Raw genomic sequence first — 16,494 nt, 5'->3', positions numbered from 1 at the left:
TCAACCGCGGAAGGCCGACAGCCCGGTCAACGCCTGGCCGATGGTGAGGGCGTGCATCTCGCTGGTGCCCTCGTAGGTCAGCACCGACTCCAGGTTGGTCATGTGCCGGATCACCGGGTACTCCAGCGAAATACCGTTGGCGCCCAGGATGGTTCGCGCGGTGCGGGCCACCTCCAGCGCGCCGCGGACGTTGTCGAGCTTGCCGAAGCTCACCTGCTGCGGGATCAGCTGGCCGGCGTCCTTGCGCTTGCCGAGGTGCAGCGCCAGCAATCGTCCATTCTGGACTCGGACGGCCATGTCGGCGAGCTTGCCCTGGGTCAGCTGGAAACCACCGATCGGCCGCCCGAACTGCTCGCGGGTGGTCGCATAATCCAGCGCCGCCTCCAGGCAGCTGCGCGCGGCCCCGACCGCGCCCCACACGATGCCGTAGCGTGCTTCGTTGAGGCAGGACAGCGGCCCGCGCAGACCGGTGACCTCCGGCAGCACCGCGTCGGCGGGCAGCCGGACGTCGTCGAGCACCAGCTCGCTGGTCACCGAGGCCCGCAGCGACAGCTTGTGCTTGATCTCCGGCGCCGAGAAGCCCGGCGTGTCGGTCGGGACGACGAAACCCCGCACGCCTTGGTCGGTCTGCGCCCACACCACCGCGATCGAGGCAACGGTGCCGTTGGTGATCCACATCTTGCGTCCGTTGAGTACCCAGTCGGCGCCGTCGCGGCGCGCGACGGTGCGCATCGACGCCGGGTCCGAGCCATGATCCGGTTCGGTCAGGCCGAAGCACCCGATCTCCTCGCCCGCGGCCATTTGCGGCAGCCAGTGCTGCTTGTGCTCCTCCGAGCCCCAGCGCCAGATCGCGAACATCGCCAGCGAACCCTGCACCGAGACCAGCGAGCGTAGCCCGGAATCGCAGGCCTCCAATTCCTCGCAAGCGATGCCGTAGTCCACTGCGGACAGTCCGGCGCAGCCGTAGCCGTCGAGGTGCATGCCGAGCACGCCGAGCTTGCCCAGTTCCCGGGCCAATTCCCGGGCCTGCGGGAACTCGCCGCGCTCGAACCATTCCGCGACGTGCGGCTGCACGTGGTCCCGGCACAGCGCGCGCACGCTGTCGCGGATCGCCAGCTGCTCCGGGGTGAATTCGGCGTCGATCCCGAGCGGATCGCGCGGATCGAACGCGGGTCGTTTTCCACCGGCACTCATGACGAGCTCCTCCTTGACACGATTGGCGAAAGCTGCTGGTCGGGATCATCAAGCCAGGAAAGGACTTCCTTGGTGTCCGCACCGAGCAGCGGCGGCGGCGTCACCTCGGCGCTGTCGTGGCCGGAGAAGTCGATGGGCATGCGCACCTGCATCGCGGCGCCGCCTCCCGGATCGACCATCGGCCGCAGTCCCAGCGACTCGGCGTAATGCACGGCCCGCGACATGTCGTTGACCTGGCCGCACGCGATGCCCAGGTGCTGCAAGCGCTGCTGCCAGTCCGCGGCGGTGCGAGCGCCGAGCACGTTCTCCAGCTGCCGCACCAGTTCGTCGCGGTTGGCCACCCGCTGCGCGTTGGTCGCGAACCGCGGATCGTCGGCCAGCACGACCAGGCCGAGCGCGTCCGTCAGTTTGCGGAACTGCGCGTCGTTGCCGATCGCCACGGCCAGGAAGGCGTCCTCGCAGCGCAGCGTTTCGTAAGGCGCGATGCTGGGGTGCCGGTTGCCCATCCGCTGCGGCGCGATGCCGGTGGTCAGCAGGTTGCTCATCTGGTTGGCCAGCGACGCCAACAGGCTGGACAGCAGGTTCACCTCGACGTGCTGGCCGCGTCCGGTCAGGTCGCGGTAGCGCAGCGCGGCCATGATGCCCAGCGCCGCGTCCTTGCCGGTGAGCACGTCCACCAGCGCCACCCCGACTTTCATCGGCGGGCCGTCGGCATCGCCGGTGATGCTCATCAGGCCGCCGACCGCCTGCACCACGAAGTCGTAGCCGGGTAGGTGCGCGCCTTCCTTGCTGCCGAACCCGGAGATCGAGGTGTAGACCAGCCGCGGGTTGATCTCCCGCGCGCGGTCGTAGTCCAGGCCGTAGCGGGCCAGCGAGCCGGGCTTGAAGTTCTCCACCAGGACGTCGGCGCGGCGGATGAGCCGGCGCGCGGCCTCCTGGTCCTCGGGGTCGGCCAGGTCAAGGGTGATGCTGCGCTTGCCCCGGTTGACCGATTCGAAGTAAGCGGAGCTGTGGTTGGTCCACGGCGGGCCCCAGGAACGCGTGTCGTCCCCGCCGCCCGGGCGCTCGACCTTGATCACGGTCGCGCCGAGGTCGGCCAGCAGCATGGTCGCGTACGGGCCGGCCAGCACTCGGCTGAAGTCCGCGACGACCACGCCGTCCATCGGCAGCGTCTCCATGCACCCACCCTTCCGCCCCGGTTAACCCTCGAACCGGTAGCCCGAACAGCCCAATATCCGTGCGGCGCGGCGCTCAGTAAGGCGAACTCGCTTGCCTCACCGCGATTTTGGATCCAATATACAGTTGTTCGGGCGACGGTCAAGACGTCGGAGAACCGCGAAACCTGGAGAGCCGGGGATGCAACGACCACCCACCACCCAGGAGTTCGTCCTCGACGAGCTCCGCAAGTCCATCGTGTCCGGCGAGTTGGCGCCGGGCCAGCCGATCCGGCAGGACACCATCGCGCAGCGACTCGGCGTGAGCCGAGTGCCGCTGCGCGAGGCGTTGAAGACGCTGGAGGCCGAGGGGCAGGTGATCTACCAGCCGCACCGGGGCTACGCGGTGGCCGAGTTGTCGCTGAGCGACCTGCTGGAGGTCTACCGGATGCGCGAGCTGCTGGAGTCGGAGGCCGCCAGGGTGGCCACCGGCCGGTTCACCGATGCCGATCTGACCCGGGTCACCGATGCCCAGCTCGATGTCGACAAGGCCGCCGACAGCGGCGATCTGGTCGCCATGATCGCGGCGAACCGGCGCTTCCACTTCGCCCTGCTGGAGCCGTCCGGGATGCCGCGCCTGCTGCGCGTCGTGCGCACGCTCTGGGACGCCACCGACGCCTACCGCGCCGTGTACTACAACTCGGACGCCAACCGCGAACGCGTCCGCCACGAGCACGACTCGATCGTGGCCGCCGCCGCGGATCGTCGAGCAGACGAGCTCGTCCGGTTGCTCGACGAACACCGCCAGCACGCGGTGGACACCCTGCGCACCACCATTGCGTCCGATGTGGACTGATCAAGCCTGGGGTCTGGCCGCGTGAGAAAAGAGGCTACGCAAACCACCTTTGAAATGCTCTCTAGAGCAGCCGGGCGGCGGTCTTGCGCGCTTGCCGCACCGCTCCGGCAATGTCGGCCGAGGCCGCCACCGTTGCGCCCTCGAAGAGCAGCAGTGCGCTGTCGGCGAAGTCCGCCGGATCGGCGACTCCCGCTTCCGTGGCCAGATTCTTGAGGTATTCGCGCATCCACCGCTTCTGGCCGATGATCACGGCACGAGACGGATTCCCCGGCTCCGGTGTCTCCGCCAAGGCGTTGACGAACCCGCAGCCCCGGAAGTCTTCGCGGTCCATCCACGCTTCGAGGGCGTCGAAGACCGCCAGCAGCTTCTCCCGCGCCGAGGTCGCGTGCTCGGCGATCCACCGCTCCAGCCAGGCGCGCCAGCGCCGGTCCCGTTCGACCAGGTACGCGGTGACGAGTTGGTCCTTCGAGCCAAAACACGCGTACAGGGTCTTCTTGGTGACCCCGGCCTCGACGGCGATCGCCTCGACACCGACGGCGTGGATGCCCTGCCGGTAGAACAGGTCGGCCGCCACATCGAGCACTCGCCGACCTGCCGGCGTCAGCCTTTCCAACAACTCCGCAGCACGTTCCACGCCTCGACTATACCGACCGGTGGGTTGACATCGGCCCACATGGCTGGTTCCGTTGGTAACCACACCGGTCGGTATACCTCAGTCGAGCGGGACCAAGAGCCAAAACGGAGGGTTTCCATGCGTGCAGTAGTACTCACCGGCTTCGGCGGGCCAGAGAAGCTGGAGTACCGGGAGGATGTGCCCGACCCGCAGGCCGGGCCTGGCGAGGTACGCATCCGGGTCGCCGCCGCCGCGATCAACAACACCGACATCTGGACCCGCGAAGGCGCGTACGGCTCCCCCGAGGACCCCGGGGCCACCGCGGGCTGGCGGCGGGAGCCGCTGAAGTTCCCCCGCATCCAGGGCGCCGACGTGGTCGGCCGCATCGATCAGGCCGGCGCGGGGGTGCCCGAGTCGCGGCTGGGCGAGCGGGTCATCGTCGACCCGATGCTCTACACCGGAGGCGAACGCGAACTGGTGGACACCGAGTACCTGGGCAGCGAGCGCGACGGCGGATTCGCCGAGTTCACCACCGTGCCCGCGAAGAACGCCCACGCGATCGACAGCGCGCTCGGTGATGCGGAACTGGCGACGTTCCCGACCGCCTACGCGACGGCGATGCGGATGCTGAACCGGGCAGCCGTCCGCGACGGGGAGACCGTGGTGGTCACCGGCGCCTCCGGCGGAGTCGGCTCGGCGCTGATCCAGCTCGCAACGCTGCGCGGGGCGCGCGTCGTGGCGATCACCAGCGACGCCAAGCGGGAGCGCGCGCTGCGCCTGGGCGCGCACGCGACGGTGGATCGGCGCGTGAACGACCTGGAGGCTGCGGTGCGGACCGAAGTGGGCCCGGTGGACGTCGTCGCCGACGTCGTGGCTGGGCCGAGCTTCCCCGCCCTGCTGCGGATGCTCGGACCGCTGGGCCGCTACGTCGTGGCCGGCGGGATCGCCGGTCCGCTGGTGGAAACGGACCTGCGCACGGTTTACCTCCGCCAGCTTCAGCTGATCGGCTCGTCATTCGGCACCCATGACGACTTCCGCCAGCTCCGGCGGCACATCGCCAGCGGCGAGCTGACGCCGTTGCTAGCCGCGACCTACCCGCTGCGCGAACTACCAGAAGCACAGGAAGCCTTCGCCGCCAAGGAGTTCTTCGGAAAGATCGTCATCACCCTGGAGGGCCCGGCATGATCCTGGACCGGCACATGATCGTTGACGGAGCCCGGCTGGCGTACCGGCACACCTCCGGACGCACCGGCGAAGCGCTGGTGTTCCTGCACGGCACGCCGTCGCATTCCCACATCTGGCGCAACGTGCTCCCGGCCGTCGAAGCGGCGGGCCACGCCGTCCTGGCCTACGACCTGCTGGGCTACGGCGCCTCGGAGCGCCCGCCGAACCGCGACACCTCGGTTACGGCGCAGGCCGGACTGCTGGCAGAAGCCCTGACACAGCGTGGAATCCAGCGCTGCACGCTGATCGCCCACGACATCGGCGGCGCGGTGGCCCAGATCTTCGCGACCCGCCACCCGGATCGGATCGACCGCCTGATGCTGATCGACACGGTCAGCTACGACTCGTGGCCGTCGAGCACCTGGCGGCAGATCATCCGAGACCATCTCGACGACTACGCCGCCATGCCGCAGGCGGACTTCGAAGCGATGCTGACCCGCCAACTGCGGATGACGGTCGCCGACCCGGCGCGAATGTCCGGCGAGACCCTGGCCGCCTACCTGGCCCCGCACCGGACACCGATGGGCCGCGCGTCGTTCTTCGCACACCAGGTCCGGCACTACAACTCCGAACCAACGCAACGCCTGGCGCCACTGCTGAAAACCCTGACCGCACCGACCCGAATCGTGTGGGGAGCCGAAGACCGCTGGCAACCGGTCACCTTCGCGGAACGCCTGGCCGCAGACATCCCGAACGCAGCGCTGTCCGTGGTCGCCGGTGCGGGCCACTTCCTCATGGAGGACAACCCGGCCCGGGTCGTCGAGGAGATCCAAACGCTGCTGAAGACCTGAGCAGTAATCAGTCGTAGTCGTAAAAGCCCTTGCCGGACTTCTTGCCCTTGAGTCCCGCGTCGAGCATCCGCTGCAGCAGCGGCGGGGCCGCGTAGGTGGGTTCGGCGTACTCCGCGTACATCGAATCCGCGATGGCCTTCAGGGTGTCCAGGCCGACCAAATCGGACAGGCGCAGCGGGCCCATCGGGTGGGCGCAGCCCAGCACCATGCCCTTGTCGATGTCCTCGGCGCTGGCGAAGCCGCCCTCAAGCATCCGGATCGCCGAGAGCAGGTACGGCACCAACAGCGCGTTGACGATGAAGCCGGACCGGTCCTGGGCCCGGATGGTCTCCTTGCCCAGCTGCTCGGTGGCAAACGCCGAGGCCCGCTCCACCGTCTCCGCCGAAGTCAGCAGCGACGGCACCAGCTCGACCAGCTTGAGCACCGGGACCGGGTTGAAGAAGTGCACGCCGAGCACCTGGTTGGGACGCTCGGTGGCGCTGGCGAGCTTGGCGATTGGGATGGAGGAGGTGTTCGACGCCAGGATCGCATCCGGAGCGGCCAGCACCTTGTCCAGCTCGGCGAACAGCTTGACCTTCAGCTCCTCGTCCTCGGCGATCGCCTCGATGACCATGTCCCGGTCGTCGAAGTCGGCGAGCGTCGTGGTGAAGTGCAACCGGGACTGCGTCTCATCGCGGTCGGCCTCGGTGAGCTTGCCGTTCTGCACCGCGCGGTCGAGCGACTTCCACAGCCTGGCGCGCCCCGCCCGGGCCGCGTCGTTGTTGACCTCGCAGACGATCACGTCGATGCCGGCTCGGGCGCTGACCTCGGCGATACCGCCGCCCATCTGCCCGCCGCCGATGACTCCCAGGCGTTCGATCTTCGTCACGACACGATCCTTCCGCTTCCGGCTGCGCTGCCGCTGCACGGCCTTCGTCGGCCAGATCATGCCAAAAAGAGCGGTTACCAACCGGTAAACAGTGTGCTAGGACACGTCGATCACACGGCCGTGCGCAATCGGGCCGGGCGGGGCGGCGTGGAGCCGGGCGGCATCCCCGCAGGCCCGGCTCCACGCGATCGGAACCCCCCGCTCCGACCCTGACCCCCTGAAGTTATTTCATGTTACCGCACGATCCATGCATGAATGCATGCGCCAAGGGCATGAGGGGTCGCCGCTCAATCCGGTTGGCAGGTCGGGCACCACAGGGTGCTGCGCCCGCCGATCCTGGTGCGTCGCAATGCCGTCGAGCACCGCGGGCACCGCCGGTCCGGCTCGTCGCGATGCCCGGTCAGCCAGGACGGCCCGTCCGGGACCCGGCCGACGCGGACCGCCTCGCGCAACATCGCCCGCATCTCCCGGTACAGCCGGTCGAGATCGTCGTCGGTCAGGTCCGCGGTGGACCGATTCGGATGAATCCGGGCCCGCCAGAGGATTTCGTCGACGCAGATGTTGCCGAGCCCGGCGATGACCGACTGATCCATCAGGGCGGGCTTGAGCCGGCGGCGGGTGCGGGTGAGCCGCTCGCCGAACTCAGCGGCCTCGATCTGCTGTGCGTCCGGGCCGAGCCCGGCCAGCAGGTCGTCCACTTCGTCCTGTTCGCGCGCGAGGTGGATGCCGGTCAGCTTCCGCATGTCCCGGTAGCGGAGTTCGCCGGCCGCGAAGTCGAAGACAACCCGGTCATGGTCGTGCAGCTCGGCGTCGTGAGGGCACCACTGGAGGTTGCCAGTCATGCCGAAATGCAACAGCACTACTGGCGGCGAAGCCGGAGCGTTCGCGGCGCCCGCCGTCCCGATCAGCAGCCACTTGCCATGCCGTCGCGGTTCGGCCAAATACCTGCGCCGCAAAGTGCGCTGAAACGCCTCGCTGCCGACACCCCGCAGCACCTGCGCATCGTGCACCCGCACCTCGCGCACCTGTCGATGGGCCGCCTGCTTCGCGACCCGACGGAAACCCTCGACATCCGGTAGTTCAGGCATCCCACTGACTACCCCCCAACGCGCGGCCTACTCGCGCCCCCAGCAGCCGGTCCCCAGCGATTTCAAGAGAAATCAGCACGCAAGCACGCTGATTTCCATTGGTTCTTTTCCATCCTGATCTTGGCTGGTCAGGGGGTGTGGACGCGGGTGGTGGAGGTGTGGGTGGCCTGGTCAAGGGCATGATCGTTTCTGTTGATCATCTGACACCGGACGGGGACTCGGAAGCAGCGTGATCATGATCATGTTGCGGGAAGAGAAGACGAACGCCCTCGGCGGGTTTGAATGGTTCGTGACAACACAATCGAGCCCCGCCGAGGGCGCAGAGCCCATTATGTATCAGGTCCGGCTTCCGCTGTCGAGGACCACGATCGATTCCGTCGCCTCGCTGATCACCGCCCACTGCAAGAAGATCGGCTCCCGCTGGCGCAAAGTCACTCCGGGCAGGCAGGCGGTCATCGTGCTTGCCGTGCTGCGTCACGATCAGCGGCTGCTGGATATGGCCGGGGGCAACGCCGTATCGGCCTCCACGATCAGCAGGTGGGTCGCCGAGGTCATCGACCTGCTGGCCGCCTGCGCCCCCCGCCTGGACCGGGTGCCGGCCAAAGCCACCCGCGCCGGAGCGGACATGGTGTTGCTGGACGGCACCCTGGTGCGCACCCAGCGCCGCAGCGGCCGTGACAACCGACGAAACTACAGCGGTAAACACAAAGCCCACGGCCTGCTGTTTCTCGCCCTCACCGACGCCTGCGGCAACCTGCTGTGGATCTCCGCGGCCGCACCCGGCCGGGCCTCGGAGATCACCACCTCCCGCCGCAACAAGCTCACCACGAAACTCCGCGAGCACGGCCTGGGCGCCGTGGCCGACCTCGGGTTCACCGGACTGGAAGACGACCCCGACGACCCGGTCATCATCACCGGCCGCCGCGCCGCCCGCTGCCACCCGATCACCGACGCCCAGAAGCAGGCCAACCAGCTCCTCGCCCGCGAACGCGCCGCCTGCGAACACGCCTTCGCCGACCTGAAGAACTGGCGCATCCTCACCCGGCTGCGCATGCACACCCGCAACGCCACCCGCCTGCTGCGAGCACTGCTGGTGCTGACCAACCTGGAAATCACCCGCTGACGAACAACCACGATCGCGGAACCCGACACGGCGTCGCCCCCCCCGGCCATGCCCGGCAAGCGTCGGGCGTGACGCAGCACGGCCGGCGCGATGACCGCCTGCACGCCCGGGGGTGGCTTCGCGCCGGCGGGAGCCGATTTCCTTGCGCCAGACCGGAGATCACGTCGCTGACGGCGTGCGGGTGGAGACCGGCGGCAGGCCCCGGTACATAATGCGCGCTGCGCCCCCGGCGAGGTTTCTTTGTGTTGTCACGAACCCATCCGAACCCGCCGAGGGCCACCCTATTTCGTTTTCCCCGGCCGTGATCGCGATCACGCTGCCGTGGGCCGGGGGGACGGTGTCAGCTGATCACCCTTGATGATCATGACTCTGACCGGCCCACTCACACCTCGCCGCCCACGTCCACCCCACCTGACCTGCAAAGATCAGGATGGAAAACGCTCATTGAAATCGGTGTCACCCGCCGGCTCGCCGGGCGCCGAGCGCTTTCGTCATCGTGGCATCACGTTTCGAGGCCGTCCACCAAGCGCCGAAGCGGCGCCGCGAGTTCAGGATGATCGCCCATTTCAACGCGGTGCAGCAATCGGGCGGCGACGTAGAGCAGCGCTGTAGTTCCCGCCGGGGTGTCGAGCACGTCAGCGAACGTGTCCCACACGGTCGCAGCGGTACGGGGTGCGAGCAGGCTGTAACAGTACAGCGACGCCGCGTCGGTGCCGACCGGCCCGCGCCCCCAGTGCTCCCAATCGAGAATGGCCAGGTCCGGTTGCAGCAGGTTCGCCCAGTGCAGGTCACCGTGCACGGTTTCCCACGTCCGGACCTCGATCGACAGCCCGAACCGCACGTGCACCGACCTGCGGATCGCCGTCTCGTCCTTACGCACCCGCGTCGTCGGCGTTGAGCGGATCACGTCGAGGCTGCGGCGCAGTTCGGCCCACCAGCCCGCCGACAGCTCGACATTGGCCCGCAATGAGTCGGTGTCCGAACAGCGCCGACCGGATACGTAGGTCATCAGCTCGGCGCGCTGGCGCCGCACCTTGGGGATGTCCCACTCGACGACGTCGAGCACACGCGGTTTACGGATGCCGGTGATGGCGTTCGCATCGGCATTGCCGGTCCACCAATCGCCCTCGGCCCATTGGACTTGCTCGGAGACCACCCGCAGCCATCGGCGGCCGTCGAAGCTGCACACGGGGACGCCGATCGACCGCAGCCGCCACCCGAACACCGGATCGTCGGTCACGGTCACCCCGAAGTGGTCGGCGGCCCGAGCAAGGTTGCCGCGCATCCACGCGGCGAACTGGCGGTCGGCTTCGGCGACTTCGGCGGCGGTCGGGCTCATCAGCTAATAATGTGCCGCAGGTAGCTGTCCGGGCTGGCCAGATAGCGCCGCCAGTGGTCGACGAGTTCGAGCTCATCCCACTTGATCCGGCGGAACCCGCGATCACCCACCTCGATGATGTCAGCGCCGGGCGTGGCGGCCAGGATCGGCGAGTGCGTCGCGCACACGACCTGTGCACCGGTCTTGCCGAGTTCGTGCATGAGCGCCACCAGACGCAGACACGAGGTGAACGACAGCGCGGCTTCGGGTTCGTCCATCACGTAAAAACCGGGCTTGTTGATCATTTCCCGGAACACCGTCAGGAAGCCCTCGCCGTGCGACATCGCGGCGGTGTTGTCCTCCCAGTAGCCCGGCACGCCGCCCAGGTTCTCGGTCATCTGGAACGCCGTTTCAGCCCGCAGGAAGAAGCCCTGTTTGCGGGAGCGAGGGCCGCCGAGCATCCGTGACCCGGCTGCGGTGGTTTCCAGCGTCAGCACCTCGCCGAGCGGGGTCTTGGTGGCGTTCGGACGGCCCCGCTTCGCAGCCAACCGGCCGCCGTAGGAGTCGAGCCGGAACCCCTCGGCGATCGCTTCGACCAGCGTGGATTTTCCCGAGCCGTTGTCACCGACGAAGAACGTCACCGGAACCTCGAAACGCAAGCCCTCGTCAACGAGCTCGGCCACGCACGGCACCGTGAACGGCCACCGGCCGCGCTCAGCGCGGCCGGGGCGGTTCGCTTCCCTGATGTAGGCGCGACGGACGAACACCAGACTCCTAGCCGTCGTAGTTCGGTTGGCACCCGCCGTTCGGGCCGCATGGCCCGGCGCCGGTCGGCCAGCATGACGGGTTGCAGGCCGGGCTGCAGTTCGGCCCGCACTGAGGATCGCACGGCGACCTGCCCCCTTCGATGAAGTGGGTGCCCAGTCTCGCACCCACCTTGGCCATCTGTGGGCCGGACAGAATCTCGGCGAGTGCACGGTCCCGCACGTTGCCCACTGACAGCCATCGGGAGAACACACACGGCCACACGTCACCGGTCGGCGAAACTGCGATCTTCCCGTTGCCGCAGTGCCCACACAACTGATCCAGTCCGGCTTGTCCGGTGCGCACCCCGCGGCCGACTTGCCGCAGGCGATCGGTGCCGATCTCGGTCACCCCGAGCTCGCGAAGCTCATTCACGGCCTGGTCACTGCGTTGCCCGTCCCACAGGTCGACCACCCCGGCCCGCAGCGGGATCGAGCGGCGCACCGCCTCGGCGATGTTGGCCTTGGTTCGCTCGTAGGTCCGACGGCGGGTGATCGCGCCATGCTCGCCGGGGTCGGTGGAGTAATACGAGGTCGCCAGCCTCACCCCGGGCTGCGAAAGCACATCCCACAACTCCGGCTTGACGTGCACCAAGTTCGAGAACACCTCAACCTCGACGTCGCGGTGCCGGGCGTGCTCGATCAACGCGGGCAACGACGGGTGCAGCGTCGGCTCACCACCGATGTACTGCACCATCCCGGCTCCGAGCTCTGCCGCCTGGTCGATCACCCGCCTCCAGTCCGCCTCACGCATCGCCCCGTGATTACCAGCGGGGCCAGACTCCGCATAACAGTGCACACACTCGATCTGGCATTTCCCGGTGATCTCCAACCACACGAACGAAATGTCGTCCACAGTCACCCTCCAAAATCGCAGCTTGCAGTGTTGTTCGTTCCGTACGGCGCCCTTCCGTGACACCGCTGGTTGAGTGCCCTGGCGCGCTTGGGCCGGTGCGGCACCGTTGCCGTGCGTCTACCCCGCCACGTTCATCGAGTCGTGCCGCGCCGGAGGCTGAACCTTGATCACAGCTGAGGGTCGACTGACCAATGCGGGGTCCCGTCCGAGTCGTAGATGGGTTCCTCACCCTCGCCGCTTGCCGGGGTCGGCCTCTGCCCCGGCCTCAGGTTTGCTGGACATGTGCACCTCCATTCCGGTGACGTGCTGATCGGCGCGCTATCCGGACACGCGTCGTAGATCGGGGGATGACCGGACCGCCCGAAGTGGGGCTGCCCCGGTCCGGTCATCCCGTGCCCGCGCCGTTGATGATCGGCAGCAGGGGCACATGTCGGTGAAAGCACCTGTGGGAGGTGCCCGCCGCGACCGGGAGACCGGCCTCAATGAGCGGCAGGATCCGCGTTTCCTCGACCGCAAGGTCGTCGGCGAGATCGCCGCACAGTTGCACGGTCCGGGGCTCCCGCAGCCGGTGCCGACCGCCGCCGGTCTCTGACTCCACCCGCTCGATCAGGCAGGAGACCGTCAACGCACCCTCGCTGCCCACGGCATGCCGAGCCGGGGCGTAGTAGAGCGTCGCCCACACCGCCAGTACACCGACGACAAGCAGGCCGGTAGAGACGAGCGCGGCCGTCACTGGCCGACCTTCTTCGAGTCGACCACGCGCGGCGGTACGTAGGTCATACTCCGGTCCCTTAGTACCGCGGCCAGATCGGACAACAGCCGGTCGGTGTCCAGGTAATCGTCATCCGTTGCTCGTCCACTGAAGACGGAACCGGCCAAGTCGTTTAGCGTAACGGCGGCCTTGACCAACAGCGTGGCGAGCGCGGCTGACCGCTCCGCGTCCGCCCCACTCATCGGGCACCCACTGCCGGGGCTTGGGAAAGCTTGCGTGCCTTGGCCTTGCAGGTTGCGCAGGTCTCCCACCGCCACGCGGGTTCGGTGTTGTCTGCGCGCAACTGGTAGCCGCATAGGGTGGCCACCACAAAGCCCGTCGGGTAGCCACTGCCAGGTCGCGCGTCCGTGCTGGCGTGCCGCTGACCTTCGGCAGGAGCCCAATCGAATGGTTGCGGTGCGCACCTCACGGCACCGTCCACAGTGCTATGTCCGCCTGACTTCCCCACTCCGTCACCTCCACGCTGGGGGACGAGCCGGTTCGCAACGAACCGAACCGCCGCTCGCGTGGATCAAGCTAGAAGCAGGGGGAAGGGTGGGGTTTTCTCCGTGAAAACGTGCCCCGGTCGGGCTACCTACACCCCAAGGCCCATGCGGTACGCCATCCCGCGCAGCTCACGGCCCACAGCATCCCGCTGCGCACGCTGTACGAGGTCAGTGACGGTTTCCCGGACGAACGGCATGTTGCGCACCCGTTGCGGTGCCAGGGATTCGACGGCCGATACCGGCATCCTGGCCGAACGGTTCCATAGTCGCTCCCTCCGCCACGATCACGTCCCATGCTACGGGCATGCCACCGGGAAACGGGAGCCCACAACGTCGATGGAAGTCGGCCGCGTCGTGATGAGCGTGGCGATGGCCACGCGCCGCCCGCGAACATCCTGTGGGGCGCATCTGCGCCTGATCACGCGGAACCCGACCGAGCGTGTGAGCTGGTCGATGAGGCGCTGCCCATCGCGAAGCACTGGGCGAATGGTCGCGTCGGCGAGAAGCTGCGAGACTTTCACCGCGAAGCACAGCCGTTCGCAAGCTCTGTAACGGTGCGCAGCACACGCGAAGCGGTTCGCGAGCTGATCGAAGCCTGACCAGCATTAAAGAAAGGGCCGGAGTTGCCGCGTATCGGAATCACTGGGCATTCGAACCTCACAGCGGCGAGCGTTCCGCTTGTCCGGAAAGCACTGGAGACCGAGCTGTCGACCTACCGCGAAGGACTCATCGGGGTGAGCTGCATTGCTCGCGGCGCCGATCAGATCTTCGCCCGAGCGCTGCTCGACGTGGGTGGCTCCCTTGAAGTCATCCTCCCCGCCGCCGACTACCGCAAGCGCAAGGTGAAGCCGGACAACGTCGCCGAGTTCGACGAACTGATCGGCGCGGCATCAAAGGTTCACACGATGCCGTTCGAGGAGTCCAGCCGCGACGCCTACATGAGCGCAAGTGAGCACATCCTCGGCTCCGTCGACGCGATGCTCGCGGTATGGGATGGCCAGCCATCGGCCGGATACAGCGGCACGGGCGACGTCGTACAGGTGGCACGCGAACGCGGAATCCAGGTCACTGTCGTTTGGCCGGACGGCGCAGACCGCGAATAAGCGCGACGCTCCATCCCTATGAAGAACGGGGCGTCGCGAGAGCCGCTCGGCCATCAACCAGCGAGCTTGCGCTCGCCAGCCCCTGCGGCCGAGCCCGAACGCTTCCTCCACAATCGTCGACCATGAGCGAGCGTATTCCGCCTCTGCGACGCCGGATGGTCGCACGCGACCCGGCCGAGGAACACCGGGTGGCCACGCCGCTGGAGCTGCTGTTCGACCTGTGCTTCGTCGCCGCCGTCGGCCAGGCCGCCGTACAGCTGCACCACGGACTCGCCGAGGGGCACTTCGCCAATGTCGGCATCGGCTACCTCATGGTGTTCTTCGCGATCTGGTGGGCATGGATGAACTTCACCTGGTTCGCCTCCGCCTACGACACCGACGACGTGCCCTACCGCGTACTGACCCTCCTGCAGATGGCCGGCGTGCTGGTGCTCGCCGCCGGGGTGTCCTCCGCGTTCCGCGACTACGACTTCACCATCGTGACCATCGGCTACGTCGTGATGCGCGTGGCGATGGTCGCCCAATGGCTGCGCGCCGCCCGCGAACATCCCGAGGGACGCACCTGCGCCCTGCGCTACGCGGGCGGCGTGGCGGTCGTGCAGGTCGGCTGGATCTTGCGCCTGGCGCTGCCGCACCCCTGGGCCGAGGTCGGATTCGCGGTGCTCGTGCTGGCCGAACTGGCGGTTCCGGCGTTCGCCGAACACCGCACGCAAACCGCCTGGCACCCGCACCACATCGCGGAGCGCTACGGCCTGTTCACGATCATCGTGCTCGGCGAAGTAGTGCTCGCCGCGACCGCCTCGATCCAGCAGGACGTTGCCGACGGAGGCTGGTCGGCGGAGCTGCTGGAGGTCGGCATCGGCGGGCTGCTGATGATCTTCGCGATGTGGTGGATCTACTTCAAGCATTCCGCGGTCGAGCACCTGCGCGACTCGCTGCGCACGGCGCTGGCCTGGGGTTACGGCCACTACTTCGTGTTCGCCGCCATCGCCGCGGTCGGCTCTGGGCTGGAGGTGGCCATCGACAGCAGCGCGCACAAGGCGCACCTGAGCACCGTCGCCGCAGCGCTCGCCGTCGCGACGCCGCTGGTCATCTACCTGGTGACGACGGGCATCCTGCATTCCCGGATGGCCGATGCGGGCATCGCGACCCTGGTCGCGACGGTGGCAGGTTGCGTCCTGCTCGTGGTGACCGCCCTGCTGGCAGACGTGCTCACCATTTCCGGGGCCGTGCTGGTGATGGGAATCGTGATGGCCCTGCTGCTCGCCGCCGGGCTCGTCATCCAGCACACGAGAGCTCGCGAGCCGACCCGGTGATCCGTGCTCAGCGCAGCGTGGCCAGGGCCGCCTGGGCGGCGTCGGTGAGTTCGTCCCTGGCCTTGGCGTAGCCCAGGGAGCTCGGTTGGCTGGACAGCAGCGCCACCACGAAGTGCCGCGCGTGCTGGTCCATGACACCCGCGCTGTGCAACGTGATCGTGCCCTGCGGGCAGCACATCCAGGCGGACTTCACCGCGCCCGCCCCGGTCACCGCGAGCCCGAAGGCCAGCTCGAAGCCGTCGACCGCCCGAGTCGGCGCCCCGGCGAGGGTGCCCAGGATGAAATCCCGGTCCTGCGTGGGCAAATCCGTCAGCACGAAGTCGTAGAGACGGACGACGTCGCGGGCAGACACCAACGTTTCGCCCCAGCGCGTCACGTCCACCGGCGGGAACGTGTCCTGCAACCCCAGCTGCGCCGCGACGCGGGAGACCGCGCCCGGGCCGTCGAAGTCACTCCACAACGCATTCATCGCGTCGTCGTCGCTTGGCCCCAGCGACCGGCCGATCAAGTCCCGGACCTCGTCGGTCACCGTGAGTCCGGTATTGCCCTGCTGCAGCACGTCCACCGCGACGATCAGCTTGGACAGCGAGGCCGCGTACAGCGGCTGCGCGGCATTGCGGCCGAGGGCTAATTCCCTGGTTGCCCGGTCAAGCACCGCGGCCTCGACGATCGTGCCGCTGTGGCCATCCGCCTGCTTCTCGACTGCGGCGACCGCCGCTGCCGGCCCGGTGGGGCCGGGCTGCGGCACAGGTGCCACCACCACCGCCGGTGCATCCACCGTCGTTTCGGGCACCGTCGCGACCGCGGCTTGCGAGCATCCTGCTATCGCCAGGAGGGAGGCGACCCCGAGCGCGTACTTCTCGGCCGCCACGCGCCGACGTGGCGGCGAGCCCGACTCGGCCTTCCGGTCGAACAAGTCCACCCCGATGC

General features: G+C 68.1%; 19 protein-coding genes. 6 read left to right on the top strand and 13 right to left on the bottom strand.

What is annotated here, in order from left to right:
- On the bottom strand, positions 1–1,194 hold the full coding sequence (locus BJ970_RS19305; protein WP_184727537.1) for an acyl-CoA dehydrogenase family protein: 1,194 nt from the start codon (positions 1,192–1,194) through the stop codon (positions 1–3).
- Positions 1,191–2,372 carry a CaiB/BaiF CoA transferase family protein gene (locus tag BJ970_RS19300; RefSeq protein WP_184727536.1) on the bottom strand — a complete coding sequence of 394 codons (1,182 nt, stop codon included), beginning with the start codon at positions 2,370–2,372 and terminating at the stop codon, positions 1,191–1,193. Before BJ970_RS19300 ends, BJ970_RS19305 begins: the two co-directional genes overlap by 4 nt.
- A gap of 178 nt (positions 2,373–2,550) precedes the next feature.
- Between BJ970_RS19300 and BJ970_RS19295 the strand changes: the two genes are divergently transcribed.
- On the top strand, positions 2,551–3,204 hold the full coding sequence (locus BJ970_RS19295) for a GntR family transcriptional regulator (RefSeq protein WP_184727535.1): 654 nt from the start codon (positions 2,551–2,553) through the stop codon (positions 3,202–3,204).
- 61 nt (positions 3,205–3,265) lie between these two features.
- On the opposite strand, the gene BJ970_RS19290 is transcribed toward BJ970_RS19295, so the two are convergent.
- Positions 3,266–3,838: a TetR/AcrR family transcriptional regulator gene (locus BJ970_RS19290; RefSeq protein WP_312864316.1), complete on the bottom strand. Its 573-nt coding sequence runs from the start codon at positions 3,836–3,838 to the stop codon at positions 3,266–3,268.
- Between the two features lie 117 nt (positions 3,839–3,955).
- Here BJ970_RS19290 and BJ970_RS19285 point away from each other — a divergent pair, with 117 nt between their 5' ends.
- Both BJ970_RS19285 and BJ970_RS19280 read left to right on the top strand, forming a co-directional pair.
- Positions 3,956–5,002, top strand: a complete 1,047-nt coding sequence (locus BJ970_RS19285) for an alcohol dehydrogenase family protein (RefSeq protein ID WP_184727534.1) — start codon at positions 3,956–3,958, stop codon at positions 5,000–5,002.
- 14 nt (positions 5,003–5,016) lie between these two features.
- Entirely contained in the window at positions 5,017–5,832 is an 816-nt protein-coding gene (locus BJ970_RS19280; protein ID WP_184727533.1) for an alpha/beta fold hydrolase, read from the top strand.
- 7 nt (positions 5,833–5,839) lie between these two features.
- Here BJ970_RS19280 and BJ970_RS19275 read toward each other — a convergent pair whose 3' ends face one another.
- The gene (locus BJ970_RS19275) at positions 5,840–6,700 is read right to left on the bottom strand and encodes a 3-hydroxybutyryl-CoA dehydrogenase (RefSeq protein ID WP_312864315.1); all 861 of its coding nucleotides are present in this window, start codon (positions 6,698–6,700) and stop codon (positions 5,840–5,842) included.
- Between the two features lie 287 nt (positions 6,701–6,987).
- Positions 6,988–7,788, bottom strand: a complete 801-nt coding sequence (locus tag BJ970_RS19270) for an Fpg/Nei family DNA glycosylase (protein WP_184727531.1) — start codon at positions 7,786–7,788, stop codon at positions 6,988–6,990.
- Between the two features lie 235 nt (positions 7,789–8,023).
- Between BJ970_RS19270 and BJ970_RS19265 the strand changes: the two genes are divergently transcribed.
- The gene (locus BJ970_RS19265) at positions 8,024–8,911 is read left to right on the top strand and encodes a transposase family protein (protein ID WP_221467228.1); all 888 of its coding nucleotides are present in this window, start codon (positions 8,024–8,026) and stop codon (positions 8,909–8,911) included.
- Between the two features lie 502 nt (positions 8,912–9,413).
- Here BJ970_RS19265 and BJ970_RS19260 read toward each other — a convergent pair.
- From BJ970_RS19260 to BJ970_RS19230, 7 genes are all read right to left on the bottom strand, one after another.
- Positions 9,414–10,250, bottom strand: a complete 837-nt coding sequence (locus BJ970_RS19260) for an aminoglycoside phosphotransferase (RefSeq protein ID WP_184727530.1) — start codon at positions 10,248–10,250, stop codon at positions 9,414–9,416.
- The gene (locus BJ970_RS19255) at positions 10,250–10,996 is read right to left on the bottom strand and encodes an AAA family ATPase (RefSeq protein ID WP_184727529.1); all 747 of its coding nucleotides are present in this window, start codon (positions 10,994–10,996) and stop codon (positions 10,250–10,252) included. The genes BJ970_RS19260 and BJ970_RS19255 overlap by 1 nt, the downstream gene beginning before the upstream one ends.
- Before the next feature lie 7 nt (positions 10,997–11,003).
- Positions 11,004–11,888, bottom strand: coding sequence for a radical SAM/SPASM domain-containing protein (locus BJ970_RS19250; protein ID WP_312864314.1), 885 nt, complete (start codon positions 11,886–11,888; stop codon positions 11,004–11,006).
- A gap of 385 nt (positions 11,889–12,273) precedes the next feature.
- On the bottom strand, positions 12,274–12,621 hold the full coding sequence (locus BJ970_RS19245; RefSeq protein WP_184727528.1) for a hypothetical protein: 348 nt from the start codon (positions 12,619–12,621) through the stop codon (positions 12,274–12,276).
- Complete coding sequence (locus tag BJ970_RS19240; RefSeq protein WP_184727527.1) at positions 12,618–12,842, bottom strand: hypothetical protein; 225 nt, start codon at positions 12,840–12,842, stop codon at positions 12,618–12,620. Before BJ970_RS19240 ends, BJ970_RS19245 begins: the two co-directional genes overlap by 4 nt.
- Positions 12,839–13,069, bottom strand: a complete 231-nt coding sequence (locus BJ970_RS19235; RefSeq protein WP_184727526.1) for an HC3 family zinc finger protein — start codon at positions 13,067–13,069, stop codon at positions 12,839–12,841. The genes BJ970_RS19240 and BJ970_RS19235 overlap by 4 nt, the downstream gene beginning before the upstream one ends.
- Before the next feature lie 165 nt (positions 13,070–13,234).
- The gene (locus tag BJ970_RS19230; protein WP_184727525.1) at positions 13,235–13,390 is read right to left on the bottom strand and encodes a hypothetical protein; all 156 of its coding nucleotides are present in this window, start codon (positions 13,388–13,390) and stop codon (positions 13,235–13,237) included.
- Between the two features lie 489 nt (positions 13,391–13,879).
- On the opposite strand from BJ970_RS19230, the gene BJ970_RS19225 reads away from it, so the two are divergent.
- Positions 13,880–14,248, top strand: a complete 369-nt coding sequence (locus BJ970_RS19225) for a hypothetical protein (RefSeq protein WP_312864313.1) — start codon at positions 13,880–13,882, stop codon at positions 14,246–14,248.
- Between the two features lie 122 nt (positions 14,249–14,370).
- On the top strand, positions 14,371–15,564 hold the full coding sequence (locus BJ970_RS19220) for a low temperature requirement protein A (protein ID WP_184727523.1): 1,194 nt from the start codon (positions 14,371–14,373) through the stop codon (positions 15,562–15,564).
- A gap of 7 nt (positions 15,565–15,571) precedes the next feature.
- On the opposite strand, the gene BJ970_RS19215 is transcribed toward BJ970_RS19220, so the two are convergent.
- The gene (locus BJ970_RS19215) at positions 15,572–16,486 is read right to left on the bottom strand and encodes a serine hydrolase family protein (protein ID WP_184727522.1); all 915 of its coding nucleotides are present in this window, start codon (positions 16,484–16,486) and stop codon (positions 15,572–15,574) included.
- Positions 16,487–16,494 lie beyond the last annotated feature (8 nt).

The sequence above is a fragment of the Saccharopolyspora phatthalungensis genome, from assembly GCF_014203395.1.
GTDB lineage: Bacteria > Actinomycetota > Actinomycetes > Mycobacteriales > Pseudonocardiaceae > Saccharopolyspora > Saccharopolyspora phatthalungensis.
Note: the sequence above shows the minus strand (reverse complement) of the source record. Positions and strands in the feature narration are given on the sequence as shown.

Bases quoted from the DNA above. Each gene is read 5' to 3' on its own strand.
- BJ970_RS19220 (WP_184727523.1), top strand. From the start codon at position 14,371: ATGAGCGAGCGTATTCCGCCTCTGCGACGCCGGATGGTCGCACGCGAC.
- BJ970_RS19260 (WP_184727530.1), bottom strand. From the start codon at position 10,250: ATGAGCCCGACCGCCGCCGAAGTCGCCGAAGCCGACCGCCAGTTCGCC.
- BJ970_RS19300 (WP_184727536.1), bottom strand. From the start codon at position 2,372: ATGGAGACGCTGCCGATGGACGGCGTGGTCGTCGCGGACTTCAGCCGA.
- BJ970_RS19270 (WP_184727531.1), bottom strand. From the start codon at position 7,788: ATGCCTGAACTACCGGATGTCGAGGGTTTCCGTCGGGTCGCGAAGCAG.
- BJ970_RS19295 (WP_184727535.1), top strand. From the start codon at position 2,551: ATGCAACGACCACCCACCACCCAGGAGTTCGTCCTCGACGAGCTCCGC.
- BJ970_RS19265 (WP_221467228.1), top strand. From the start codon at position 8,024: ATGATCATGTTGCGGGAAGAGAAGACGAACGCCCTCGGCGGGTTTGAA.
- BJ970_RS19230 (WP_184727525.1), bottom strand. From the start codon at position 13,390: ATGCCGGTATCGGCCGTCGAATCCCTGGCACCGCAACGGGTGCGCAAC.
- BJ970_RS19305 (WP_184727537.1), bottom strand. From the start codon at position 1,194: ATGAGTGCCGGTGGAAAACGACCCGCGTTCGATCCGCGCGATCCGCTC.
- BJ970_RS19280 (WP_184727533.1), top strand. From the start codon at position 5,017: ATGATCGTTGACGGAGCCCGGCTGGCGTACCGGCACACCTCCGGACGC.
- BJ970_RS19240 (WP_184727527.1), bottom strand. From the start codon at position 12,842: ATGAGTGGGGCGGACGCGGAGCGGTCAGCCGCGCTCGCCACGCTGTTG.
- BJ970_RS19285 (WP_184727534.1), top strand. From the start codon at position 3,956: ATGCGTGCAGTAGTACTCACCGGCTTCGGCGGGCCAGAGAAGCTGGAG.